This is a genomic window from Phyllobacterium sp. LjRoot231 (assembly GCF_964253365.1).
In the GTDB taxonomy this organism is placed as follows: domain Bacteria; phylum Pseudomonadota; class Alphaproteobacteria; order Rhizobiales; family Rhizobiaceae; genus Phyllobacterium.
The window spans coordinates 2,749,486-2,767,576 of record NZ_CAXUQT020000001.1; the positions used below are offsets into that span (position 1 = coordinate 2,749,486).

Below are 18,091 nucleotides of genomic sequence, written 5' to 3' on the forward strand. Positions count from 1 at the left end.
TATCGTTCACACTCTCCCACGGTCTTGCAATCATCATTGCGAGACGTCCAACTATGCCTGGTCTCGAGGAAATACAATGGTCACAATTTCACGCCGACACTTTCTGGAAGGTGCCGTCGCGGCTCCCTTTGTTTTGAGTGCATCCCCGAGTTTTGCCGAGGACGACAATCGTCCCAACTTCACCGTAGCAGTGGCTGATCTGCCGGCAACTCTCGAGCCTGCACGCGAACTATCCAATGTCGGCACGCGCGTCACCTATTCAATCTTCGACACGCTGATCCGCCGCGATTTTCTCGGTGCAGCCGATGGCGGCGGCTCCGCACTCAAGCCGCATCTCGCCACCAAATGGGAACGCGTATCGCCGCAGGAACTCGTTGTCACGTTGCGCCAGGGTGTGAAATTCCACAATGGTGACGAGCTGACCTCCGATGACGTTGCCTATACATTCCGTGACGGACGCATGTGGGGCGACAAGGCCCAGATCCCCGGTGGCAAGGCCTATTTCGGCGTGCTGGCCGGTGTCGATGCCGTTGACCGCTACACGGTGCGGTTCCGCACAAAGGTGCCGGACGTGCTGCTTGAACAGCGTCTCGCCTCCTGGTGTTCCTGGATCGTCAACAAGCGTGCCTATGAGGAAATGGGTTTTGAAGCTTATTCCCGCAAACCCGTTGCAACTGGTCCTTACCGGGTTGTGTCGCACAACCCCACTGACGCGACTGTGCTGGAAGCTTTCGACGACTATTTCATGGCCAAGCCCACGGCCAAACGCGTAAGCTTCAAACGCGTGCCGGAGCTCGCCGCCCGCGTCGCTGGCCTTGTAGCTGGCGACTATGACCTCATCACCAATGTCCCGCCAGACCAGATGAGCGTTGTCGGCAGCTATCCCGATATTGACGTACGTTCGGTCGTTCTCGCCAATGTGCATGTGCTTGCCTTTAACGAGAAGGACAAGATCCTCGCCGACAAGCGCATTCGGCAGGCTCTCGTCTGCTCCATTGACCGGCAGAAGCTCGTCGATACCCTGTGGCAGGGTACGGCGGTTGTGCCTGCCAGCCACAATTTCCCGGAATATGGCCAGATGTTTCTTGAGGGCCGGAAACTTCCCTACGACCCCGAGAAGGCAAAGGCATTGCTTGCCGAAGCTGGCTACGAGGGCGAGCCGATCGTTTATCGGACTCAGGCCAACTACTACACGAACGCTTTGGAAAGCGGTCAGGTGCTGATCGAACAGTGGAAAGCTGTGGGTATCAATGCGTCGCTTCAGGTGGTCGAGAACTCGGCGCAGCTGCGCGGTCCGGGCGTGCAGATTTTCAACTGGTCGAACTCGACGCGCCTGCCAGATCCACTCGGTGCGATCTGGGTGGCGTGGGGGCCAGCCGGTGAAGTCCAGGTCTCTGGGATGTGGAACACAGCGGAGGCTTTCAACAAGGTAGGCTATCAGCTGGAAGCTGAAACCGATCCGGCCAAGCGCAAGGCTCTGTTCTCGCAGTTGCTCGATATCTGGGAAGATGAAGCCGAGGCGACGATCCTCTATCAGCCGAGCGAGGCCTATGCGATCAAGAAGTCAATTGCCTGGCGTCCGACCACCTTCTACTTCATGGATCTGCGCCCGGATAATTTATCGTTCGGCCGTGCCTGACTATCCAGTTACGAAAAGGACGAAGGCGCGTGATGCGCCTTCGTCCTTTCTATTTTAAACTTTTTGAGACGGCTGCTCTGCGCGGAACGGCCGGACTTAGCTACTGTCCGCCGCCGAGGATAAAGCTTCGGCCGTCCTGCTCGACAATATCAACATGCTGGGTGAAGGCACCAAACCCCGTGGAGTGACGCTTGACGCGCGCTTCTTCGCGGGGCGCGTGGATGAGATTACGGCCACGCATCGTTGCGGATTGCGGCAGACCAAGCAGGCCGAGCACGGTCGGCGTGACATCGATAATGCCGGCCGGTGCTGCAGAATGTTGGCCTCGTCCCTCTGACGTCTCGGTTCCGACGATCAGTACGGTGTTAAGTTCATGTGGGTTGATACCGCCATGCATGCCGCCGCCAAGCGGTACATCGCCGGGTGTCATGATACCAAGGCCCGGCAGCCCAAACTGATCGGGTGTCAGGTCGGATCTGAGGATGAACATAAGGTCCGGCTGTCGATCATGGCCATTGCCCATCAGGCCGAGCGACAAAGTCCCCTCAATGTGACCTTCGATCTCGTTGCGGCCGGGCGAGAACAGATGGCCGACTTCGGGTTGTTCCACAAGCCAGGCGGCAAGATGGTCGAGCTTGGTACGGTCGCCATGGAGCAGGCGTATTTCGCCGCTGAGACCGCCGGTGGCGACAAATGCCGCACCGTCAAGTTCGTCCCTTGTGCCGATGTCGAAACCCGCTTTGCCTGCGCCATCGAATAGTGGATGAATAAGACTTGTCGAAATCTGACCATGGTCCGAGGCGACGATTACAACGATGCGATCTGCATTGGGCTGTGCATCTACCCAATCGAGGATACTGCCAAAAGCCTTGTCTGCTTCTTGCAGACCCGCGATCGCCTCCGGCGAACCAAGACCCTTATAGTGGTAGGTGGTGTCGGGTTCATTGAACCAGACGAGTGCTACGTCCGGTGCAAGCGTTGGCAACACGTACTCAACCATGAGCCGCTCTGCGTATTGCATTTCGCCGAGGCGAGGCAGTTCACGTTCAGGCAGCGGGCCGATATGCTTCAGCGCTTCCTCGAAAGCGGCAGGCGTTTGAGTGCCATCCGGGCCGTGCATCGAGAACGTCCAGTGGCCGTTGACATTGGCGCGTGGGTTCACGAGATGGGCTGATCCTGCTGAACCCGTGTGCACCACAGCGAGCCGTTTTCCGGCGCGGGCAAGCACGTCACCGAGCGTATCCACATCGACGAAACGACCGTTGTGATGCACTTCGGCACGGCGAATATGTTCTGCCCGGCTCGTGTCGAAAGTGCGCTCGAGCATAACAGCGGGGTGGTAGAACGCGTTGCCGACAATGCCGTGGACGGTGGGGGGCGCGCCGGTCGCGATCGCGGTGGTAGCGACTCGGGTCACTGAGGGGAAGACGCTGCGGGCCTGGCGGAACCAGGTGCCGCGTGCGGCCAACCGCAGCACATTGGGTGTGAATTCCGGCGTCACCATATCTGGCCGCAACCCATCGAATACCGCCACAATAACGCGATCGGCGATCAGCGTTCTATCGTCAGTCATAAGTACTACTCCGGATGGAAGGTTTGGTTGTCGGTAAAATCAGGCTGCAGCGCGGATCGGCGCGGCCACTGGCACCAGATGACAGGCGGCAAGCCGCCCGTCAGCAATACGTTGCAGGGGCGGGGACTCGGTGCGGCACCGGGTTATGGCTCGCGGGCAGCGTGGATGAAATGCACAACCGCTGGGCCGGTCTACCGGGTTGGGCGGATCGCCCGATAGTATGATGCGCTGGTGTGTCCGCCTCCAAGGCGTCGGCACAGCCGAAACCAGTGCTTCCGTATAGGGGTGGGCGGGTGCATGGAAGAGTTTGTCCGGCGGACCCTGCTCGACGATGCGGCCGAGATACATAACGGCCACTTCATCAGCGATTTGTCGCACGACCTTGAGATCATGACTGATAAAGAGATAGGCCATGCCGAAACGGGCCTGCAGGTCCTGCAGAAGATTGATAACCTGGGCTGCCACGGAAACATCAAGAGCCGAAATGGGCTCGTCGCAGACGACGAGCTTTGGATCGAGCACCAAAGCGCGAGCCAAGACCACACGCTGGCGCTGACCGCCCGACAGTTCGTGCGGATAGCGCTGGAAAAGATCGACGCGCAGACCCACGGCCTCGAAAAGCAGGCGGGCCCGCTCGCGTCGGGCCGCATCATCCGCTTCGAGACCATGGATGACCAGCGGTTCCGCCACCTGGTCGCCGACGGTTAGACGGCGATCGAGCGCCGCCAAAGGGTCTTGGTGGACCATCTGCATGGAGCGCCGCAACGCCCGCCATTTCGCATCGCGCACCGCCGTTACCGGCATGCCATCAAAATCTATTTGGCCGGACGATGCTGCGACGAGGCCGAGCACCAGCTTTGCTGTTGTCGATTTGCCGCAACCGGATTCGCCGACTATGCCGAGCGTGCGGCCCGCCTCCAATGTAAAGCTCACATTGTCGACCGCGTGTAGTAGATGGCGCTCGCCGCGTAAGCCAGCCGCGGAATATTGCTTTGCCAATTTTTTGACGGTCAGCATCGCGTTCATGCCGGAACCTCTTCGTGCTTGCGTTGTTTGTGGCCAGAGGGCTCGGTAAGGGGCTCAGGAAGTTGCACACACGCGGCTTGATGATCGGTGCCGACGGTGACGAGTGTCGGTACACTTGCCTGGCAGACCGCCGTGGCTGAGCGGCAGCGCGGGGCGAATGCGCAGCCGGGCGGCATCGTATCGGGAGGGGGAACAGTACCCGGTATAGGTGTCAGACGCACCCGCGGTCCGTACAGTGTCGGCAGTGCGGCAAGCAGACCGCGAGTATAGGGATGCTGTGGATGGTGCAGCAGCGTGTCAGTTGCGGCGGTTTCCACGACGCGTCCGGCATACATGACGGCGACGCGGTCGCAGAGGTCTGCGACAACGCCGAGATCATGCGAGATAAGCACGAGACCCATGCCGGTATCGCGCCTGATGTCCCGAATGAGGTCGAGGATCTGGGCCTGGATTGTCGCATCCAGCGCCGTCGTTGGTTCGTCGGCGATGAGAACGTCCGGCTCACCCGCCAAGGCGATTGCAATCATGACACGCTGGTTTGTGCCGCCCGACAATTCATGCGGATATTGCTTCAGCCGGCGAGGCGCATCGGCGATGCCAACACGATCGAGAAGCCGCAGCGCCTCGGCCTGCGCGGCAGCGCCGCTGAGTCCGCGATGCAAATACAGCGCCTCGCCGATCTGCCGTCCGATGCGATGGACCGGATTGAGCGAACTCGTCGGATCCTGGAAGATGAGGCCAATCCTCCCACCGCGGACGGCGGCGATCTCGCGCTCGCTCATGCGCGACAATTCGCGGCCCGCCAGAAGAACCTTTCCTGTCGTCGTAACTCGCTTGCCGAGGAGCCTGAGGGCTGCGAGCCAGGTAACGCTCTTGCCGCAGCCCGATTCACCGACGATGCCAAGTGCCTCTCCGGGTGCAATAGAAAGATCGACGCCGTGAACGGCCCGCGTGCTGTTCCTGTCATTGTTCGGGAAGGCGACCGTGAATGACCGCAGTTCCAGCAATGGTTCTGTTGCGCAAGGGTGATCGCGTGGAGTCAGAGTGCGTGCCGAAGGTGTCAATCTTGGCGCAGCGGAGCTGTGGCTTGAGATATCATTCATGTTTTTCGAAATTAATCGCCGGTTGATGACATCCGGATGACACCACGGTGCGCGAAGCGGCCAACTTTGGCCGAAAATTGACGCCGCTTTGGTGCCAGAGCACATTTCGGAGGCAATGGATCACTGCTTGCGCCCCAGCGGAACTTTCGATCCTTCAACCAAGAACGAGCAGTTTCGTCCTTCAGATAGATAGCGCCGCGCTCGTCGATAATGTCGTAGCCATTGTCGGCGCGTTCCGATCTCGGCTACGTTGCCCTGAGCTTCGCTCAATGACTGGACTCGCTATGAAAAGCAGGGCTGGATCAACAAGCGGCGTCGTACGTTATGGATCAATTACCGCCGATCAAGCGGAGGGTGATGATCATGTTCGAAGACAGAGTCGACGCAGGCGAGCAATTGGCTAAAGCCTTGAATCACTACCGCAATCGAGATGTCGTCGTATTGGCTCTCCCACGTGGCGGTGTCCCTGTCGCGGCTGAAATCGCAAGGACGCTAGGCGCGCCGCTTGACGTTCTCGTCGTACGCAAAGTCGGTGTTCCGTATCGACCGGAGCTCGCCATGGGTGCCGTCATGGACGGTTCCCAGACGATAACTGTCCGTAATGACGACGTCATTCGCAGCTATGGAATCTCTGAAGAGGAGTTCCAGAATCAATGTACGAAAGAGATCGAGGAAATTGATCGTCGCCGTCGGCGATATTCCGGAGATCGGGTTCCTATCGATACCGCGGGCCGTATCGTGCTACTCGTCGATGACGGTATCGCAACCGGAGCCACGGTTCGGGCCGCAATCCTCGGACTGAGGCAGGCCGGACCACGTATGATCATACTCGCTGTGCCGGTCGGAGCGAGCGAAACGATCGAAGCGCTGAGGCAAGATGTCGATGAAATAGTCTGCCTTGAGGAGCCCGCGGCGCTCGATGCGATAAGCTCGCACTATGGCGACTTTCCGCAACTGACTGACAATGAGGTACTAGAATTGATGTCGTCGGCGCGTTTGTGAGCAGCCCGCGAGCAGGAGGATCACGCTGCATCGTTATTTCATCAAGTCTCGTTTTCATGAACTGAGATATTTATTTTTGTGCTTTTGGATCTATACAACTGCCAAAACTGCCTCCAGCATTCTTTCATTGGCATACGACCGAACGGAATGGAGAGAGCATATGAAGAACACCAGCAACGACATCGCAAAATGCAAGCAGCTGGTCGCAAGAGCAACGTCCGCTGTCAGTAGCGTTTACGGTTTCTGCCGTTCTCGGTAGGTCGGAGGATAAAACGTCTTGCCGATCAATTGGCCGGAGGATGCAACGGAATTGACCTTTTTGAGTTTGACACGCGAATTGGTGCAAACCGCAACGAAGTGATTGCGCTGCAGCAAGATATTGGAGCAATTTTAGACAAACTCGGCACTGATGAGAGAACTTGATGCGGACGACACTGATCACGGCCAAGTGAAGTCCTACGTTTATCCTGAAGTTATAAAAGCACTTCAACAGGCCGGTCGGGCTAGATTGCCAATCGCCTTGTGCACTCCAAATCTCGTAATCCGTTGAACTCGGCTACCTGCCGTTCAGTGCATCAGGCGGTGCGTTGCTCTTCCATTTGCTGAGCAAGCTTTATGAGAGAACAAGCGCCATCATCACCACCAATCTCAGCTTCAGCGAGTGGGCAGCGTCTTCGTCGATGCCAAGATGGCGACTGCGTTAATCTTCCCGACAGGCACCCGACTTAAGAGTAGAGGAGGGATCGCAAGATCGTACTTGTCCGGTGCAAAGGCTTGGTACAGGTTGCGTGGAACGATAACGATACTGTTGAATTTGCTATCGGGAGGATTAGTCGTGGCAACAGGTACTGTGAAATGGTTCAATGCACCAAGGGTTTCGGTTTTATCCAGCCGGATGACGGTGGCGCTGACGTCTTCGTCCATATTTCTGCCGTTGAGCGCGCCGGAATGCGCTGCTTGAATGACGGGCAAAAGATTACCTACGAGATGGTGCGTGATAACAAGTCGGGCAAAATGTCTGCCGATCAATTGAGCACTGGCTAAACAGCCACAGCCGAAGACTGGCAGCAAGGATTAGGTGGGGTCGTGGTCTGCCTTCCTTGTCGTGCCTCGGAAGACAAACCGTTCTTCACCGCTGCCTTCGGCGCTCGACGGACCGCGCCCGTCGCCGTGCTAATCGCAGCTCGCCCAGAGTAGGCTGCCACCATCCGCGTGAACGCTCCATCAGCTTGGACTCATGACGAGCGGGCCATGTCGCTACGAGTTCCGCCAGCGTCGGCACCCAGCCTTAAATTCAGGTGCAAGGATTGCAACAGCACCGATTGCGACGTGCGCCCGTATGAAGATATCTTTAAACCAAAAGCAAAGCCGCAGCCGGTTCAAGTGCAGAGTGATACCAGCGAAAATGGCACCATTGGAGCATTGATCGATAATGGATACACGATGTGGGCGTTCTGTCAGCGACGAGGGTGCAACCACTCGCGAAAGATCGATCTCGAAGTGCTGGCGCAGAAGTTGGGCAGAAACCACAGCGCCATGCACGTGGATCTTGCACCAAAGCTGAAGTGCTCGGCGTGCGGATCAAGGCAGCTTGGGTTCAGTCCGCAAGACGTGCGGATGTTTTGTCGCTTTCTTTTCTTGCCAGTCCCTGTCGATCGAACCTTCCTGTGCCTTGTGGAAGTATTGGCTGTTCACCAACCATCCCTTCACCGGCCGCAACGGCAAAAGGCCCGTCACGAGCAGCAGCGGCAGGCTTGTGAACAGATGAACCCAGAGCGCCGGCTGGTAGGCTGTCTGCAGCCAGACGGCGAACAGCATGCTCGGAAGGCAGCCGAACATCATGATGAAGAACGCCGACCGTCTGCCGGAAAGGCGAAAGAGTAATCCAGTTCACAAACCTCGCATTGTGGTCTGAGGGACAGAAATCCTTGAAAAATGTGACCCATTCCGCAGCGGGGGCACCGCCCCAGCAAGCCGGTCCGGATCGGCGAGAGGGGCGGCCATTGCAGTTCAAGGGACATAGCAGCTTTCCTTCGGCCTTCAACTATTCATTCAGTGACCGTTTTATTGGACGCAAAGATCAGATTCGGAACAAAGATGCTGTGGTGAGGCCAGGGATTTCGAAAGATGTTATGGTAGCTCATTCAGGTCGAATCCTGGCGATAAATGGAATGGTAACGAGGGCGAACACGGCGACTGCCGCCCCGATATATCCGACCGACCAGAGACCCACATGGTGGATGGCGACGCCACCAATGATCGCACCGAGCCCGATACCCGCATTGGCCATCGAAACATTGAGTGTTCCGGCCAAAGCCTGCGCATGTGACGCCGATTTCATCACCCGCACCTGGCAGATCGGAAAGAGGGCTGTGTTCGCGATCCCCCAGGCCGCGAGCGTCAGGGCAAGCCAGACAGTAGAGCCGGCAATGAGGGTGCTGGCTGCCATTCCGAGCGCAAGGACGGCAGCGGCAACCAACGTTGCGGTCAGCGGGTTGCGACCGACGAAATGCCCGCCGAGCCAGTTGCCGATCATTCCAACGCCTCCGAAGCCCATCAGCCACCAGCCGACCTGTGCTGGAGGAATATGAGCCAGTTGCTCGAGCGTGTCGGCGAGATAGGTGTAGCTCGTGAACATTGCAGTGAAAACGACGACCGACAAGGCGATGTTGGCAAGGAAGAACGGGTCTTTGAGGATGCGAAGTTGCTCACCGATCCGCAAACGTTGCGGCCGCGGCAAGGTAGGCATGAATACCTGCAGCAAAATCGCCATGACGATTGAAAGCGCGGACAATCCCCAAAATGTGCCACGCCAGCCGAACCCTTGCGCCGCAAGGGTGCCGAGCGGAATGCCGAACACCAGAGCCGCCGATATGCCGAGATAAACCTGGGACACAGCCTTGCCCGCGCGCTCGGGGTCCGCCAATTCTCCGGCGGTCTCGCTGGCAGTCCCCCAGAAAACGGGCAGTGCAAGGGCAGGCAGAAAGCGTGCGAGGCTGAGAACCCAGATATTTGGAGACCACGCTGCCACCGCGTTGGATACCGCAAAGATAGCGAGGATTATCACAAACAGCCGTTTGCGCTCGACGTGCGACAGAAGCACGGTGAGGACAGGTCCGAACAGCATGACGGTGAAAGCGAATAAAGTAACCAGCTGACCAGCGGCGGAAATGGAGATGCGCAGATCACGCGAAACGCCGGGGAGGAGCCCGACGATGATATATTCCGTGGTTACGATGGAGAATGCAGCAATCGCCAGCAACGGAACAGCCAACGCGTGTCCGTGTTCGGTCGTACCCGTCGCGGCGACGGAGTGAGTTTGATGTGCAAGGGAGGACAAGATGGAAGACTCCAGATGATGGAATTCACCTTAATCTCAAACTGAATTTATTGCTCGCGGTATAAATTCCCGTTATTATGGAATTATTTTCCACAATCGAGATTGTCATGATCCCGTCTGAGCGCCTGAAGGGCATCGAAGCCTTCGTGACCGCCACCGACGCCGGAAGCTTCACCGCTGCAGCCAAGCGGATGAATTTGACGAATTCCGCCGTCGGCAAGGGTGTCGCGCGGCTGGAGGCACGTCTCGGAACGCGCCTGTTTGACCGCACCACACGCACCTTGGCGCTGACCGACGCTGGAGAAGCGTTTTATGCAACCTGCGTGCGCGTTCTGGCTGAACTGGCAGATGCAGAAGGCGTACTGGCGGCTCAACGATCGGAACCCTTCGGACGGTTGAAGATCGATGTGCCTGTTGCCTTCGGACGCTTGCAGGTCCTGCCTCTGCTGCTGCCGTTTGCGGAGCAGAATGCCAATCTGAGACCCGTCATCACGTTCACGGATCGCTTCACCGACGTGATCGACGAAGGGATCGACGTCGCGGTGCGCATTGGCGGCCTCAATGTATTGCCCTCCGGTCTCGGCCGCCGCTACCTCGGTGATGAAAAACTCATCTTTTGTGCCTCAGCTGATTACCTGGCAAAGCGAGGCTTGCCGCAATCGGCAGACGACTTCACCGACTACGATTGTATTCTCTACGGGAGAGGCGACGGGAGCACGATACCATGGAGACTTGCCGATGGTTCCGGATCAGCCGTAAATCGTACGATGGAGGGCCGCATCGTACTTGGAAGCGCCGAAGCGCAGGTGGAGGCCGTCAAAGCGGGATTTGGTGTTGCCCAACTGGCAACCTGGCTCATCAAGGACGAACTTGAGCGTGGTGAACTGACCGAGATGATGCCGGAACTGGCAACGAAGGGCCTGCCGTTGTCGCTGGTCTGGCCAAGAAGTCGGCAATTGTCGCCCAAAGTCGATGCACTGCTTGAGCTTTTGGCAAACGGTCTACGGATTGAATGAAGTTTGTCAATCAGACAAGCTTCAGCGTTACGCCCGTTCCGTCACGGCAGCAAGGACTCTTCGTAGCTGCATTGGTCGAGACATGATCCGTTGGAACGGAACTCCATCGAGAAAACGCGGCCGGGAACGCCGCCGACAATCTTCGGCGAAAAATCCAGGGGCACACACTCATTGACGGCCTTTGATCGCAGCATTGATGAACGCGCGTCTTTGGTCTCGACTGCCGCTAAATACGATTGCGGAAGGCTGCGGCTGCCCGAGCAACGTGCCGTCGCGTTTGAAGCCGAATCTCAATGTCACCGACGCGTCATGCTGGGCGAACGCCGTTTTGCTCCAGCATCGCTGCAAAGCGACGGAAACCTGGTTCATCGAGCTTAGCGGTTCCGCCGCCAGCGGTTGCGACAGCACAAAGACACTCATCGCAACCGTACTTAATCTGCATTTGCGAAACATGTCATCCTCGCTATTTCTAAGCCGCCGTGACGGCGCTTGCGATCAATTTTTCGGCCGGAGCAAAGCGTTCCGCCATTCCCGAAGGCAGCCCATGCCGCCCCTCGAGCGTCGCCGAGGGATTGAACGTATGTCTTGCCGTCTTCGCCTTCCCGGACCAAGACTTCGAGGGGGAGTTCAAGCGCAAAGTCCGGGGCGGCGAGCGTCATCGGCGTGTCGGCCAGAGAGTGCCGTAGATGATGACCGTTGTCGGCGGCATCTCCAGAGCAACCGATTGGGCGGTGGCTTGGTGATCGATAGTCGCAAAAATCGTGAAACTTTGCTCTTGAGGGGAGACTGCAGCCCGAATGACTGTGTCGAAATAGGTAAAGGAACGTCAATCTCACGGCTCTTTTCGGTTCAATCGGCATTGTGGCACTGGCATTCACCACTGGCGACGTATTACCTTCATTGAGCCTTGTTGAGCAGCCCGATTGCGATGCTGGTGTGGCAGGCTTGTGAAGCGCCACGAAAACCTTCCTTGCCGCCAAACCGCCGATGATCTTGATGACTTCCTACGCCGACGACAAGACGCGGTCGGCGGCAATGGCGGGCGGCGCTTTTGCCTTTCTTGTGAAACCCATGGAAATCCACCGTCTGACCGACCTTGTGCGGATGGCACTGGAGCAAAAAACCTAGACTCAGCCACCCCTCTTTCGAGGGTGTACTACTGGACCGGAGCAGCTAGAATGGCCGTTGCGGGTTGGACGGCGAAACGCCTCTTCGATGTGTGCATTTGAGTACCGCTCCGACCGATATTTTGTCTTTCACCGTCATTGGGTGTTTCAAATGGATGTAGACAGAGATAGCATTATCGAGATCGACCGTACTCTTTCCGCCCCATGGGCGATGCCCTCGGACCTGACTGTTGACGGTCAAGAGCGCATGCCGGTCACCGAGTCACCTCCGGCCTCGGCGAATGAGGTGCACAACATAAATCTGCTGCTCGGTGCGATCGTCATCGGAGCGCAAGTTTCGGTTCGATATCCCCATTTTTGCTGCAGACGTCCCCGAGTAGCCCAAGCATTGCATGCAATGACAATCGCAAAACAGCCAGCGGAAACTCGACCAAAGCATAGCGATTGCTCAACCAAAGATGTCACCGACGGCCATTGGTACGATTGCATCCATGTCCCCGCAGCTTATCATCGGGCCGCCACAAAGGTTACTTGATCCATTGTGACGAACGAACAGAGGAGTTGTGGAGTGGACAATGGCATGGAAGGCGACGTTTTAAGATTTAGCCGCTTCCGCTTGGTCCCCGGAGCAAGGCAATTGTTTTGCGAGGATTTGCCAGTTTTTATCGGCGGCCGGGCATTCGACTTGTTGACGGCCCTTGTCAGGAAGCGCGGTCAAGTCCTTACCAAGGAGGAAATCATCAGTCAGGTATGGCCGACAACCTTTGTCGGCGACTGCAACCTGCGTTGTCAGATTTCAGGACTCCGCAAGGCCCTTGGAGACGACGGGGACGCAATCAAGACCATCAACGGTCGCGGATACATGATGAGTGTCGAGGCGGTGTCGGACTTTAAAATTTCGGCGCAAGCAAACGATACATCCACGGCTCCGGCCGAATCTGGCATTGAGGCCGACAAACCGACGATTGTTTTGATTGGGGACGACAGTCTCATACGGGAAGCTATCGAGGACCTGCTAGAATCCGCAGGCATACGAGCCGAGTCCTTTGCTTCGGTAAACTCGCTTCAGGAAGCGTTTGCAGGTTATTCGTTGACGCGCCTCCTTCGGAACGTCCGGCTCTCGGGTTGCTTGCCAGTAGTCCTCGTCAGCGGGCTCGGCGACATTTTTGTGACTGCGATGGTGATAAACGCTGGCACTTTCGAGTTGCTGACCAAGCCTGTGTCGCCTGTAACGCTGTTGGACGTGATACAGGAAATCTCCGTGTACGGACCACATGGCGACATTGCCGTCAGCGACCGTTCGGTGCATCACCATTGGGACCTAGCCGTCCGACACGCGCGAAGCTGTTGACACTGCCAATGGAACCAAGACTTCGTCGGTGCATTGCGCGATAACGGGTATCGGTTTAGATTCGGTGCTGCGGCCGGGTCGCCCGGTCGGGAAGTCAGCTCCAGGCGCTGTGATCGAGGCTGGAAATTGGTGCCAAAGACCAGAACGATAGCGGTAGTGGATGACGACGAGGCGATCCGCGTAGCGTTGGATGATCTGATACACGCATGCGGATACGGTTCGGTGTTGTTTGCGTCCGCCGAAGAGTTTCTCGCCTACCGCAAACGTGCCGACATCGACAATGATGTCTGGCATGGGGGGCATCGAACTTCAGTTCAAGCTCAATGCCGACCCGCTGAAACCTCCTATGATTTTTATGACGTCTTATGTCGACAACAAGACGCGGCTGGCGGCGATGGCAGGTGGCGCTTTTGCCTTTCTCGCCAAGCCCGTGGAAATCAATCGTCTGATCGACTTCATGCGACTGGCACTGACGCATTCGAAAGCCGCGGTCACCCCTCTTTCGAGGGTGTACTACCAGACCGGAGCAGCTAAAATGGCGGTTGTATGCGGACAGCGGACATGCGTGCGGTGAGCAGAGGAAAGCTCGCGGTCCGACGGAAAATGTATACGTGGAAACATATGTATTTCACCGTCATAGGGTGTTTGAAATGGATGCAGATCGAGACAGAAATTTCGGGACCGGCCATACGGTCTCAGACGTGCGCTCCACCCATGGGGCGATGCCTTCGAACCTGAACGTCGGCGGCCACAGCGGCATGCTGCCTGAACATGCGGCGGCCTCGGCGAACGAGGTTCACAGCATAAATCTGCTGCTCAGAGCCATTGTCATCGGCGCGCAAGCCAACGTCCAGTGGCTCAAATCTAGCCAGCCCAATCTGGAAGCCGCGCAACGCACTTCCGCACGCCTGCTGGCCCAGATTCAAAATCTGTGCGAAATGGTGGATGGATTGAGATCCGGCCAGACGTGAGTGACGGGAGCTTCTCCGTTCGGGACGGCCACGACCGAAGTTTTGCTCCGCCTCCCACAACACCGCCGAACAAACGTCCGGCTTTTTGTTCGATTGCCGTTTTATCGACACTGGTGCGGAATTTCCTTCATACAGCAACTGCGATTGCGGCAATTCTGGTGTCGTGTGCTGCAGGTGCGAACCAAAATGTGTCGGTGGCAGAAGTGGCTCCAGACATCATCAAGATGAAAATCGAGGAACGCGACGACATCCGCTTCCGGAGAATATCACTATCGCACGGACTTTCCCAAACCCGCGTCTCGCAGATTGTTCAAGACGATGATGGTTATCTTTGGTTCGGCACGCAACACGGCGTCAATCGCTACGACGGTCAGCGGTTTCAGGTATTCAAACATGAACTGGGCAACCCCGAGAGCCTGAGCGGCATCTTTATATATTCCCTCTTCAAGGACCGCAACGGAACCATCTGGGTAGGCAGTGATCAATTCCTCGACGCGTTCGACAAGACGACAGGAACTTTCAGGCACTATTCGCTCGATCCCGCGAACCCGACGGTCATCCACATCAGTGAGGACTCCGAAGGCAACCTGTGGCTCTCGACCAGCCAGGGGCTGTTTCGTCTTGATCCCGCTACAGGGAAAAGTGTCAGGTTCGGACACGATGCAAAGGATGCGGCCAGCCTCTCCAGTGACGACATCAAGTCGACCGGAACCGACAGTAGGGGCGTGTTCTGGGTGGCGAGCAACGCCGGGTTGGAAGCGTTCGACAGAGCCAGCGGCAAAGTCTCGGTGAGAATACCCCTTCGTGAGGAGGTCAGGGAATTCAAATTCCACGAGGATGCGCAGGGCACCTTCTGGATTATCTATGGATCGGGCAACGGACTGGGTATCTATGACCGGAAAACAAACAAGCTTGTCAGATATTCGTTCGAGGGCGTTGCCGACGATAGCCTGACGGGCGTCTATGATTTGCTGGAAGCGAGCAACGGCGATATCTGGCTGGCGACTATGGGCGCGGGTTTGTTGCGGTTCGACCGGGAAAAATTCCGTTTCATCCGGTACACGAACGATCCCAACGATGTGCAGAGCCTTGCGGAAAACAGGGTGATCGCCTTGTACGAGGACGCCGAAGGCAACATCTGGACAGGCCTTCACGCAAGCCCACCGAACGTTTTCCCCAAGAATGCGCCGCCGTTCCAGAAATTGTGGCCATACCCGAGACATCCGGACAAGCTCGGCGAATCGCTTGTAAATGCCATCTTTGAAGATCGATACGGTGCAATCTGGATCGGTGCAGGCGGTGCCCTCAACAGGATCGATACGGTTGCCAGGACAATGGAGCCTTTCGCTCCGGCGGGGCCGGGGACATCGATCGAGGTTCTGTCGATCACCGATGACCCGTCAGGAACCCTTTGGATAGGCACTCTCGGTGGCGGGCTTTATGCCTTTGACCAGAAAACGAAAGCATTCAGCTCCTATCGTCACGATGCCGAGAACCCGCAAAGCATCAGCAGTGACGTTGTCACCCGCGTCCTCGCCGACACATCAGGTGATCTGTGGATCACCACCTGGAACGGCGTCAACAGGTTTTCACCAGGCACCGGCAAATTCACCACCTTCAAAAGGAATCCTGCGGCCAACGCGGAGACCTACTTTTCGGTCATCAAGGACGAGCGAGGAATGCTCTGGCTGGGCACGACGGCCGGACTGGTGCAGTTCGACCCGGGTGAGGCTACCTTCAAGGTGTACAAGCACGACCCCAACAATCCTGCCAGCCTCAGCAACAACACCGTGAACACCATTCATACGGGCGGCAAGGGGGTGCTGTGGGTCGGCACGCAAAACGGCCTCAACCGCTTCGACGTGGTGCATGGTACGTTTGACCACTTCTTTTCCAAGGAGGGACTGGCAGGCGACGTTGTGAGTTGCCTGCTCGAAGACGACGACGGACATCTGTGGATGAGCACCAACAAAGGCGTCTCGCGGATGGATGTGCCGGCACTGCACTTTGAAAATTTCAGCACTGCTGACGGATTGCCGGGAGACGACCTCACCGGGTGGAACGCCTGCAGCAAGGGCCAACACGACCGCTTCTATTTCGGCGGCTTCGCCGGCGCTGCCGCAGGCAAACACACCATTGCCGATCACGACACAGCCTACGTGCCGCCCGTGGTGCTCACCGGACTCAAGCTATCCGACCTTGAGGGAAATACTCAGTCCGTAGATGCCGCGGCCGCACTGCCGAACGCCGTGACGCTGCCCTACAACCGGAATCAACTTGCGGTGTCCTTCTCCGCATTGAGCTACAAAAGTCCCGACACCATGAAGTTCCGTTACATGCTTTCCGGATTGGATGGACAGTGGCACAGAGCAGGGGACAACGAACGCACGATAAGCTATGCCGCTCTCCCTTCGGGAACCTTTACCCTGATGATTCAGGCTTCAACCGGCATGGGGAAATGGGTTGCACCCGGCACCGAGCTTCACATCGTGGTGCTGCCCCCATGGTGGTCGACATGGTGGTTCAGGCTGGCGGCACTCATTGCCATATGCGCCAGCCTGGCCGCCCTTTATCGCTATCGGCTAGCGAAAGTTTCCGCCCAATACAGGATCCGGCTCGAAGAGCGGATCAACGAAAGAAACAGATTGGCGCGGGAGCTGCACGATACTTTGTTGCAAAGCTTCCAAGGGTTGATTTTTCGAATGCAGGCGGCCCGTCACATGCTCCCAGGTCGTCCGGGGGAGGCGGGCAGAATGCTCGACCTCGTTCTGAACAAGAGCGACGAAGCCATCATCGAGGGCCGGAATGCCGTCCAGGCGCTGCGAGATTCGACGCAGGGTGATTTTGACATCATCGACGAGGTGAAACGCGTCGGCGACGAGCTTGCAAAAGACGCGTCGGCAGCCGTCACCGAATTCAGCGTCACGACATCCGGGAGGCCTTTGAATTTCGATTCCACCACCAGTCACGAGATCATCCGTATCGTATGTGAAGCTTTGCGGAACGCTTTCAAGCACTCCGGAGCGTCAACGATAGAATGCGTTTTCACCTTTTCAGAGGCGGACCTGCGCGTGCGCGTCTGCGACGACGGCGTGGGAATGGGAGATAAAAACGGTGCGGCACTAGGTGCGCAAAAATGCTGGGGGATCAGGGGTATGCGCGAAAGAGCGGAGAAAATCGGTGCAGACTTGATCATCAACGGCCCGTCCGGGTTAGGCACGACCGTCGAATTGTCCGTCGGCTTGCAAACGGGCCCTTCCCGCGCGTGGTCTGGGGTGCCAAAGCAATGACGGTCCGCGACCCCATTCGTGTGCTCATGGCCGATGATCATCCGCTGATCAGGGAAGGCATTTCCGCGCTTGTGTCCAGCCAATCCGACATGGCGATCGTCGGCGAGGCTTCGAACGGGATGGAAGCGACCGCAATGTACGAGGCGCTAATGCCGGACGTTGTTCTCCTCGACCTGCAAATGCCGGCCATGGGCGGATTCGAGGCGATAGCTGCAATCAAGCGCTTAAAACCGTCGGCTCGGATCATTGTGCTCACGACCTATGAGGGAGACCATCTGGCCAGCCGGGCGATCAGTCTCGGGGCCAGGGCATATCTTCTGAAAAGCGCCGTGCGCCGCGAACTGTTGAACACCATACGCGCTGTCTTCCGCGGGCAGAAACACATCGATGCAAAGGTCGCGGAAAACCTGTCACATCATGTCGGAGAAAGTCCTTTGACCGACCGGGAAGCGGCGGTTCTTTCGCTCATCGCGGGCGGAAATTCCAACAGGGCGGTCGGCGTAGCCCTCGCGATCACCGAGGAGACGGTGAAGGGTTACGTCAAAAACATACTCGCAAAACTGAACGCCAAAGATCGTACCCATGCTGTCGCACTTGCCATAAAGCGGGGTATAATCGAACTCTAGCAAGGGTCGCAATAACCTTTGGGCGCA

At 57.4% G+C, this 18,091-nt stretch carries 13 protein-coding genes and 4 pseudogenes; 11 read left to right on the plus strand and 6 right to left on the minus strand.

The features are described from left to right. Window positions 1-76: 76 nt before the first annotated feature. Window positions 77-1,639 carry an ABC transporter substrate-binding protein gene (locus tag ACSQ3H_RS13590; protein ID WP_436117540.1) on the plus strand — a complete coding sequence of 521 codons (1,563 nt, stop codon included), beginning with the start codon at window positions 77-79 and terminating at the stop codon, window positions 1,637-1,639. Between the two features lie 100 nt (window positions 1,640-1,739). Here ACSQ3H_RS13590 and ACSQ3H_RS13595 read toward each other — a convergent pair whose 3' ends face one another. The 3 genes from ACSQ3H_RS13595 to ACSQ3H_RS13605 are packed head-to-tail and all read right to left on the minus strand — an operon-like array spanning window position 1,740 to window position 5,341. Further along, window positions 1,740-3,212 carry an alkaline phosphatase family protein gene (locus ACSQ3H_RS13595; RefSeq protein WP_436117541.1) on the minus strand — a complete coding sequence of 491 codons (1,473 nt, stop codon included), beginning with the start codon at window positions 3,210-3,212 and terminating at the stop codon, window positions 1,740-1,742. A gap of 39 nt (window positions 3,213-3,251) precedes the next feature. After that, window positions 3,252-4,238, minus strand: coding sequence for an ABC transporter ATP-binding protein (locus tag ACSQ3H_RS13600; RefSeq protein ID WP_436117542.1), 987 nt, complete (start codon window positions 4,236-4,238; stop codon window positions 3,252-3,254). Beyond that, a complete protein-coding gene (locus tag ACSQ3H_RS13605) occupies window positions 4,235-5,341 on the minus strand; it encodes an ABC transporter ATP-binding protein (protein ID WP_436117543.1) in 1,107 nt (368 codons plus the stop codon). The genes ACSQ3H_RS13600 and ACSQ3H_RS13605 overlap by 4 nt, the downstream gene beginning before the upstream one ends. A 363-nt stretch (window positions 5,342-5,704) precedes the next feature. Between ACSQ3H_RS13605 and ACSQ3H_RS13610 the strand changes: the two genes are divergently transcribed. The 3 genes and pseudogenes from ACSQ3H_RS13610 (at window position 5,705) to ACSQ3H_RS13620 (ending at window position 7,387) form a co-directional block, all read left to right on the plus strand. Beyond that, complete coding sequence (locus ACSQ3H_RS13610) at window positions 5,705-6,343, plus strand: phosphoribosyltransferase (RefSeq protein WP_436117544.1); 639 nt, start codon at window positions 5,705-5,707, stop codon at window positions 6,341-6,343. A gap of 548 nt (window positions 6,344-6,891) precedes the next feature. Next, a pseudogene (locus ACSQ3H_RS13615) lies at window positions 6,892-7,049 on the plus strand (ATP-binding protein); the annotation flags it as partial. A gap of 129 nt (window positions 7,050-7,178) precedes the next feature. Continuing rightward, window positions 7,179-7,387 (plus strand): annotated as a pseudogene (locus ACSQ3H_RS13620) (cold-shock protein). A gap of 537 nt (window positions 7,388-7,924) precedes the next feature. Here the strand turns inward: ACSQ3H_RS13620 and ACSQ3H_RS13625 are convergent. Both ACSQ3H_RS13625 and ACSQ3H_RS13630 read right to left on the minus strand, forming a co-directional pair. Beyond that, window positions 7,925-8,364 (minus strand): annotated as a pseudogene (locus ACSQ3H_RS13625) (DUF983 domain-containing protein). Between the two features lie 119 nt (window positions 8,365-8,483). Then, window positions 8,484-9,683 carry an MFS transporter gene (locus tag ACSQ3H_RS13630; RefSeq protein ID WP_436117545.1) on the minus strand — a complete coding sequence of 400 codons (1,200 nt, stop codon included), beginning with the start codon at window positions 9,681-9,683 and terminating at the stop codon, window positions 8,484-8,486. A 107-nt stretch (window positions 9,684-9,790) separates the two neighbouring features. On the opposite strand from ACSQ3H_RS13630, the gene ACSQ3H_RS13635 reads away from it, so the two are divergent. Next, complete coding sequence (locus tag ACSQ3H_RS13635; protein WP_436117546.1) at window positions 9,791-10,699, plus strand: LysR family transcriptional regulator; 909 nt, start codon at window positions 9,791-9,793, stop codon at window positions 10,697-10,699. 431 nt (window positions 10,700-11,130) lie between these two features. Here ACSQ3H_RS13635 and ACSQ3H_RS13640 read toward each other — a convergent pair whose 3' ends face one another. Continuing rightward, the gene (locus ACSQ3H_RS13640; protein ID WP_436119445.1) at window positions 11,131-11,559 is read right to left on the minus strand and encodes a DUF302 domain-containing protein; all 429 of its coding nucleotides are present in this window, start codon (window positions 11,557-11,559) and stop codon (window positions 11,131-11,133) included. 136 nt (window positions 11,560-11,695) lie between these two features. On the opposite strand from ACSQ3H_RS13640, the gene ACSQ3H_RS13645 reads away from it, so the two are divergent. The 6 genes and pseudogenes from ACSQ3H_RS13645 (at window position 11,696) to ACSQ3H_RS13670 (ending at window position 18,064) form a co-directional block, all read left to right on the plus strand. Then, window positions 11,696-11,827 carry a hypothetical protein gene (locus ACSQ3H_RS13645; RefSeq protein WP_436117547.1) on the plus strand — a complete coding sequence of 44 codons (132 nt, stop codon included), beginning with the start codon at window positions 11,696-11,698 and terminating at the stop codon, window positions 11,825-11,827. A gap of 579 nt (window positions 11,828-12,406) precedes the next feature. Next, on the plus strand, window positions 12,407-13,177 hold the full coding sequence (locus ACSQ3H_RS13650) for a winged helix-turn-helix domain-containing protein (RefSeq protein ID WP_436117548.1): 771 nt from the start codon (window positions 12,407-12,409) through the stop codon (window positions 13,175-13,177). Window positions 13,178-13,306: 129 nt separating this feature from the next. Next, window positions 13,307-13,655: pseudogene (locus tag ACSQ3H_RS13655) on the plus strand (response regulator); the annotation flags it as partial. 133 nt (window positions 13,656-13,788) lie between these two features. Next, window positions 13,789-14,148 carry a hypothetical protein gene (locus ACSQ3H_RS13660; protein WP_436117549.1) on the plus strand — a complete coding sequence of 120 codons (360 nt, stop codon included), beginning with the start codon at window positions 13,789-13,791 and terminating at the stop codon, window positions 14,146-14,148. Window positions 14,149-14,351: 203 nt separating this feature from the next. After that, entirely contained in the window at window positions 14,352-17,438 is a 3,087-nt protein-coding gene (locus ACSQ3H_RS13665) for a sensor histidine kinase (RefSeq protein ID WP_436117550.1), read from the plus strand. Next, window positions 17,435-18,064 carry a response regulator gene (locus ACSQ3H_RS13670; RefSeq protein ID WP_436117551.1) on the plus strand — a complete coding sequence of 210 codons (630 nt, stop codon included), beginning with the start codon at window positions 17,435-17,437 and terminating at the stop codon, window positions 18,062-18,064. Before ACSQ3H_RS13665 ends, ACSQ3H_RS13670 begins: the two co-directional genes overlap by 4 nt. Window positions 18,065-18,091 lie beyond the last annotated feature (27 nt).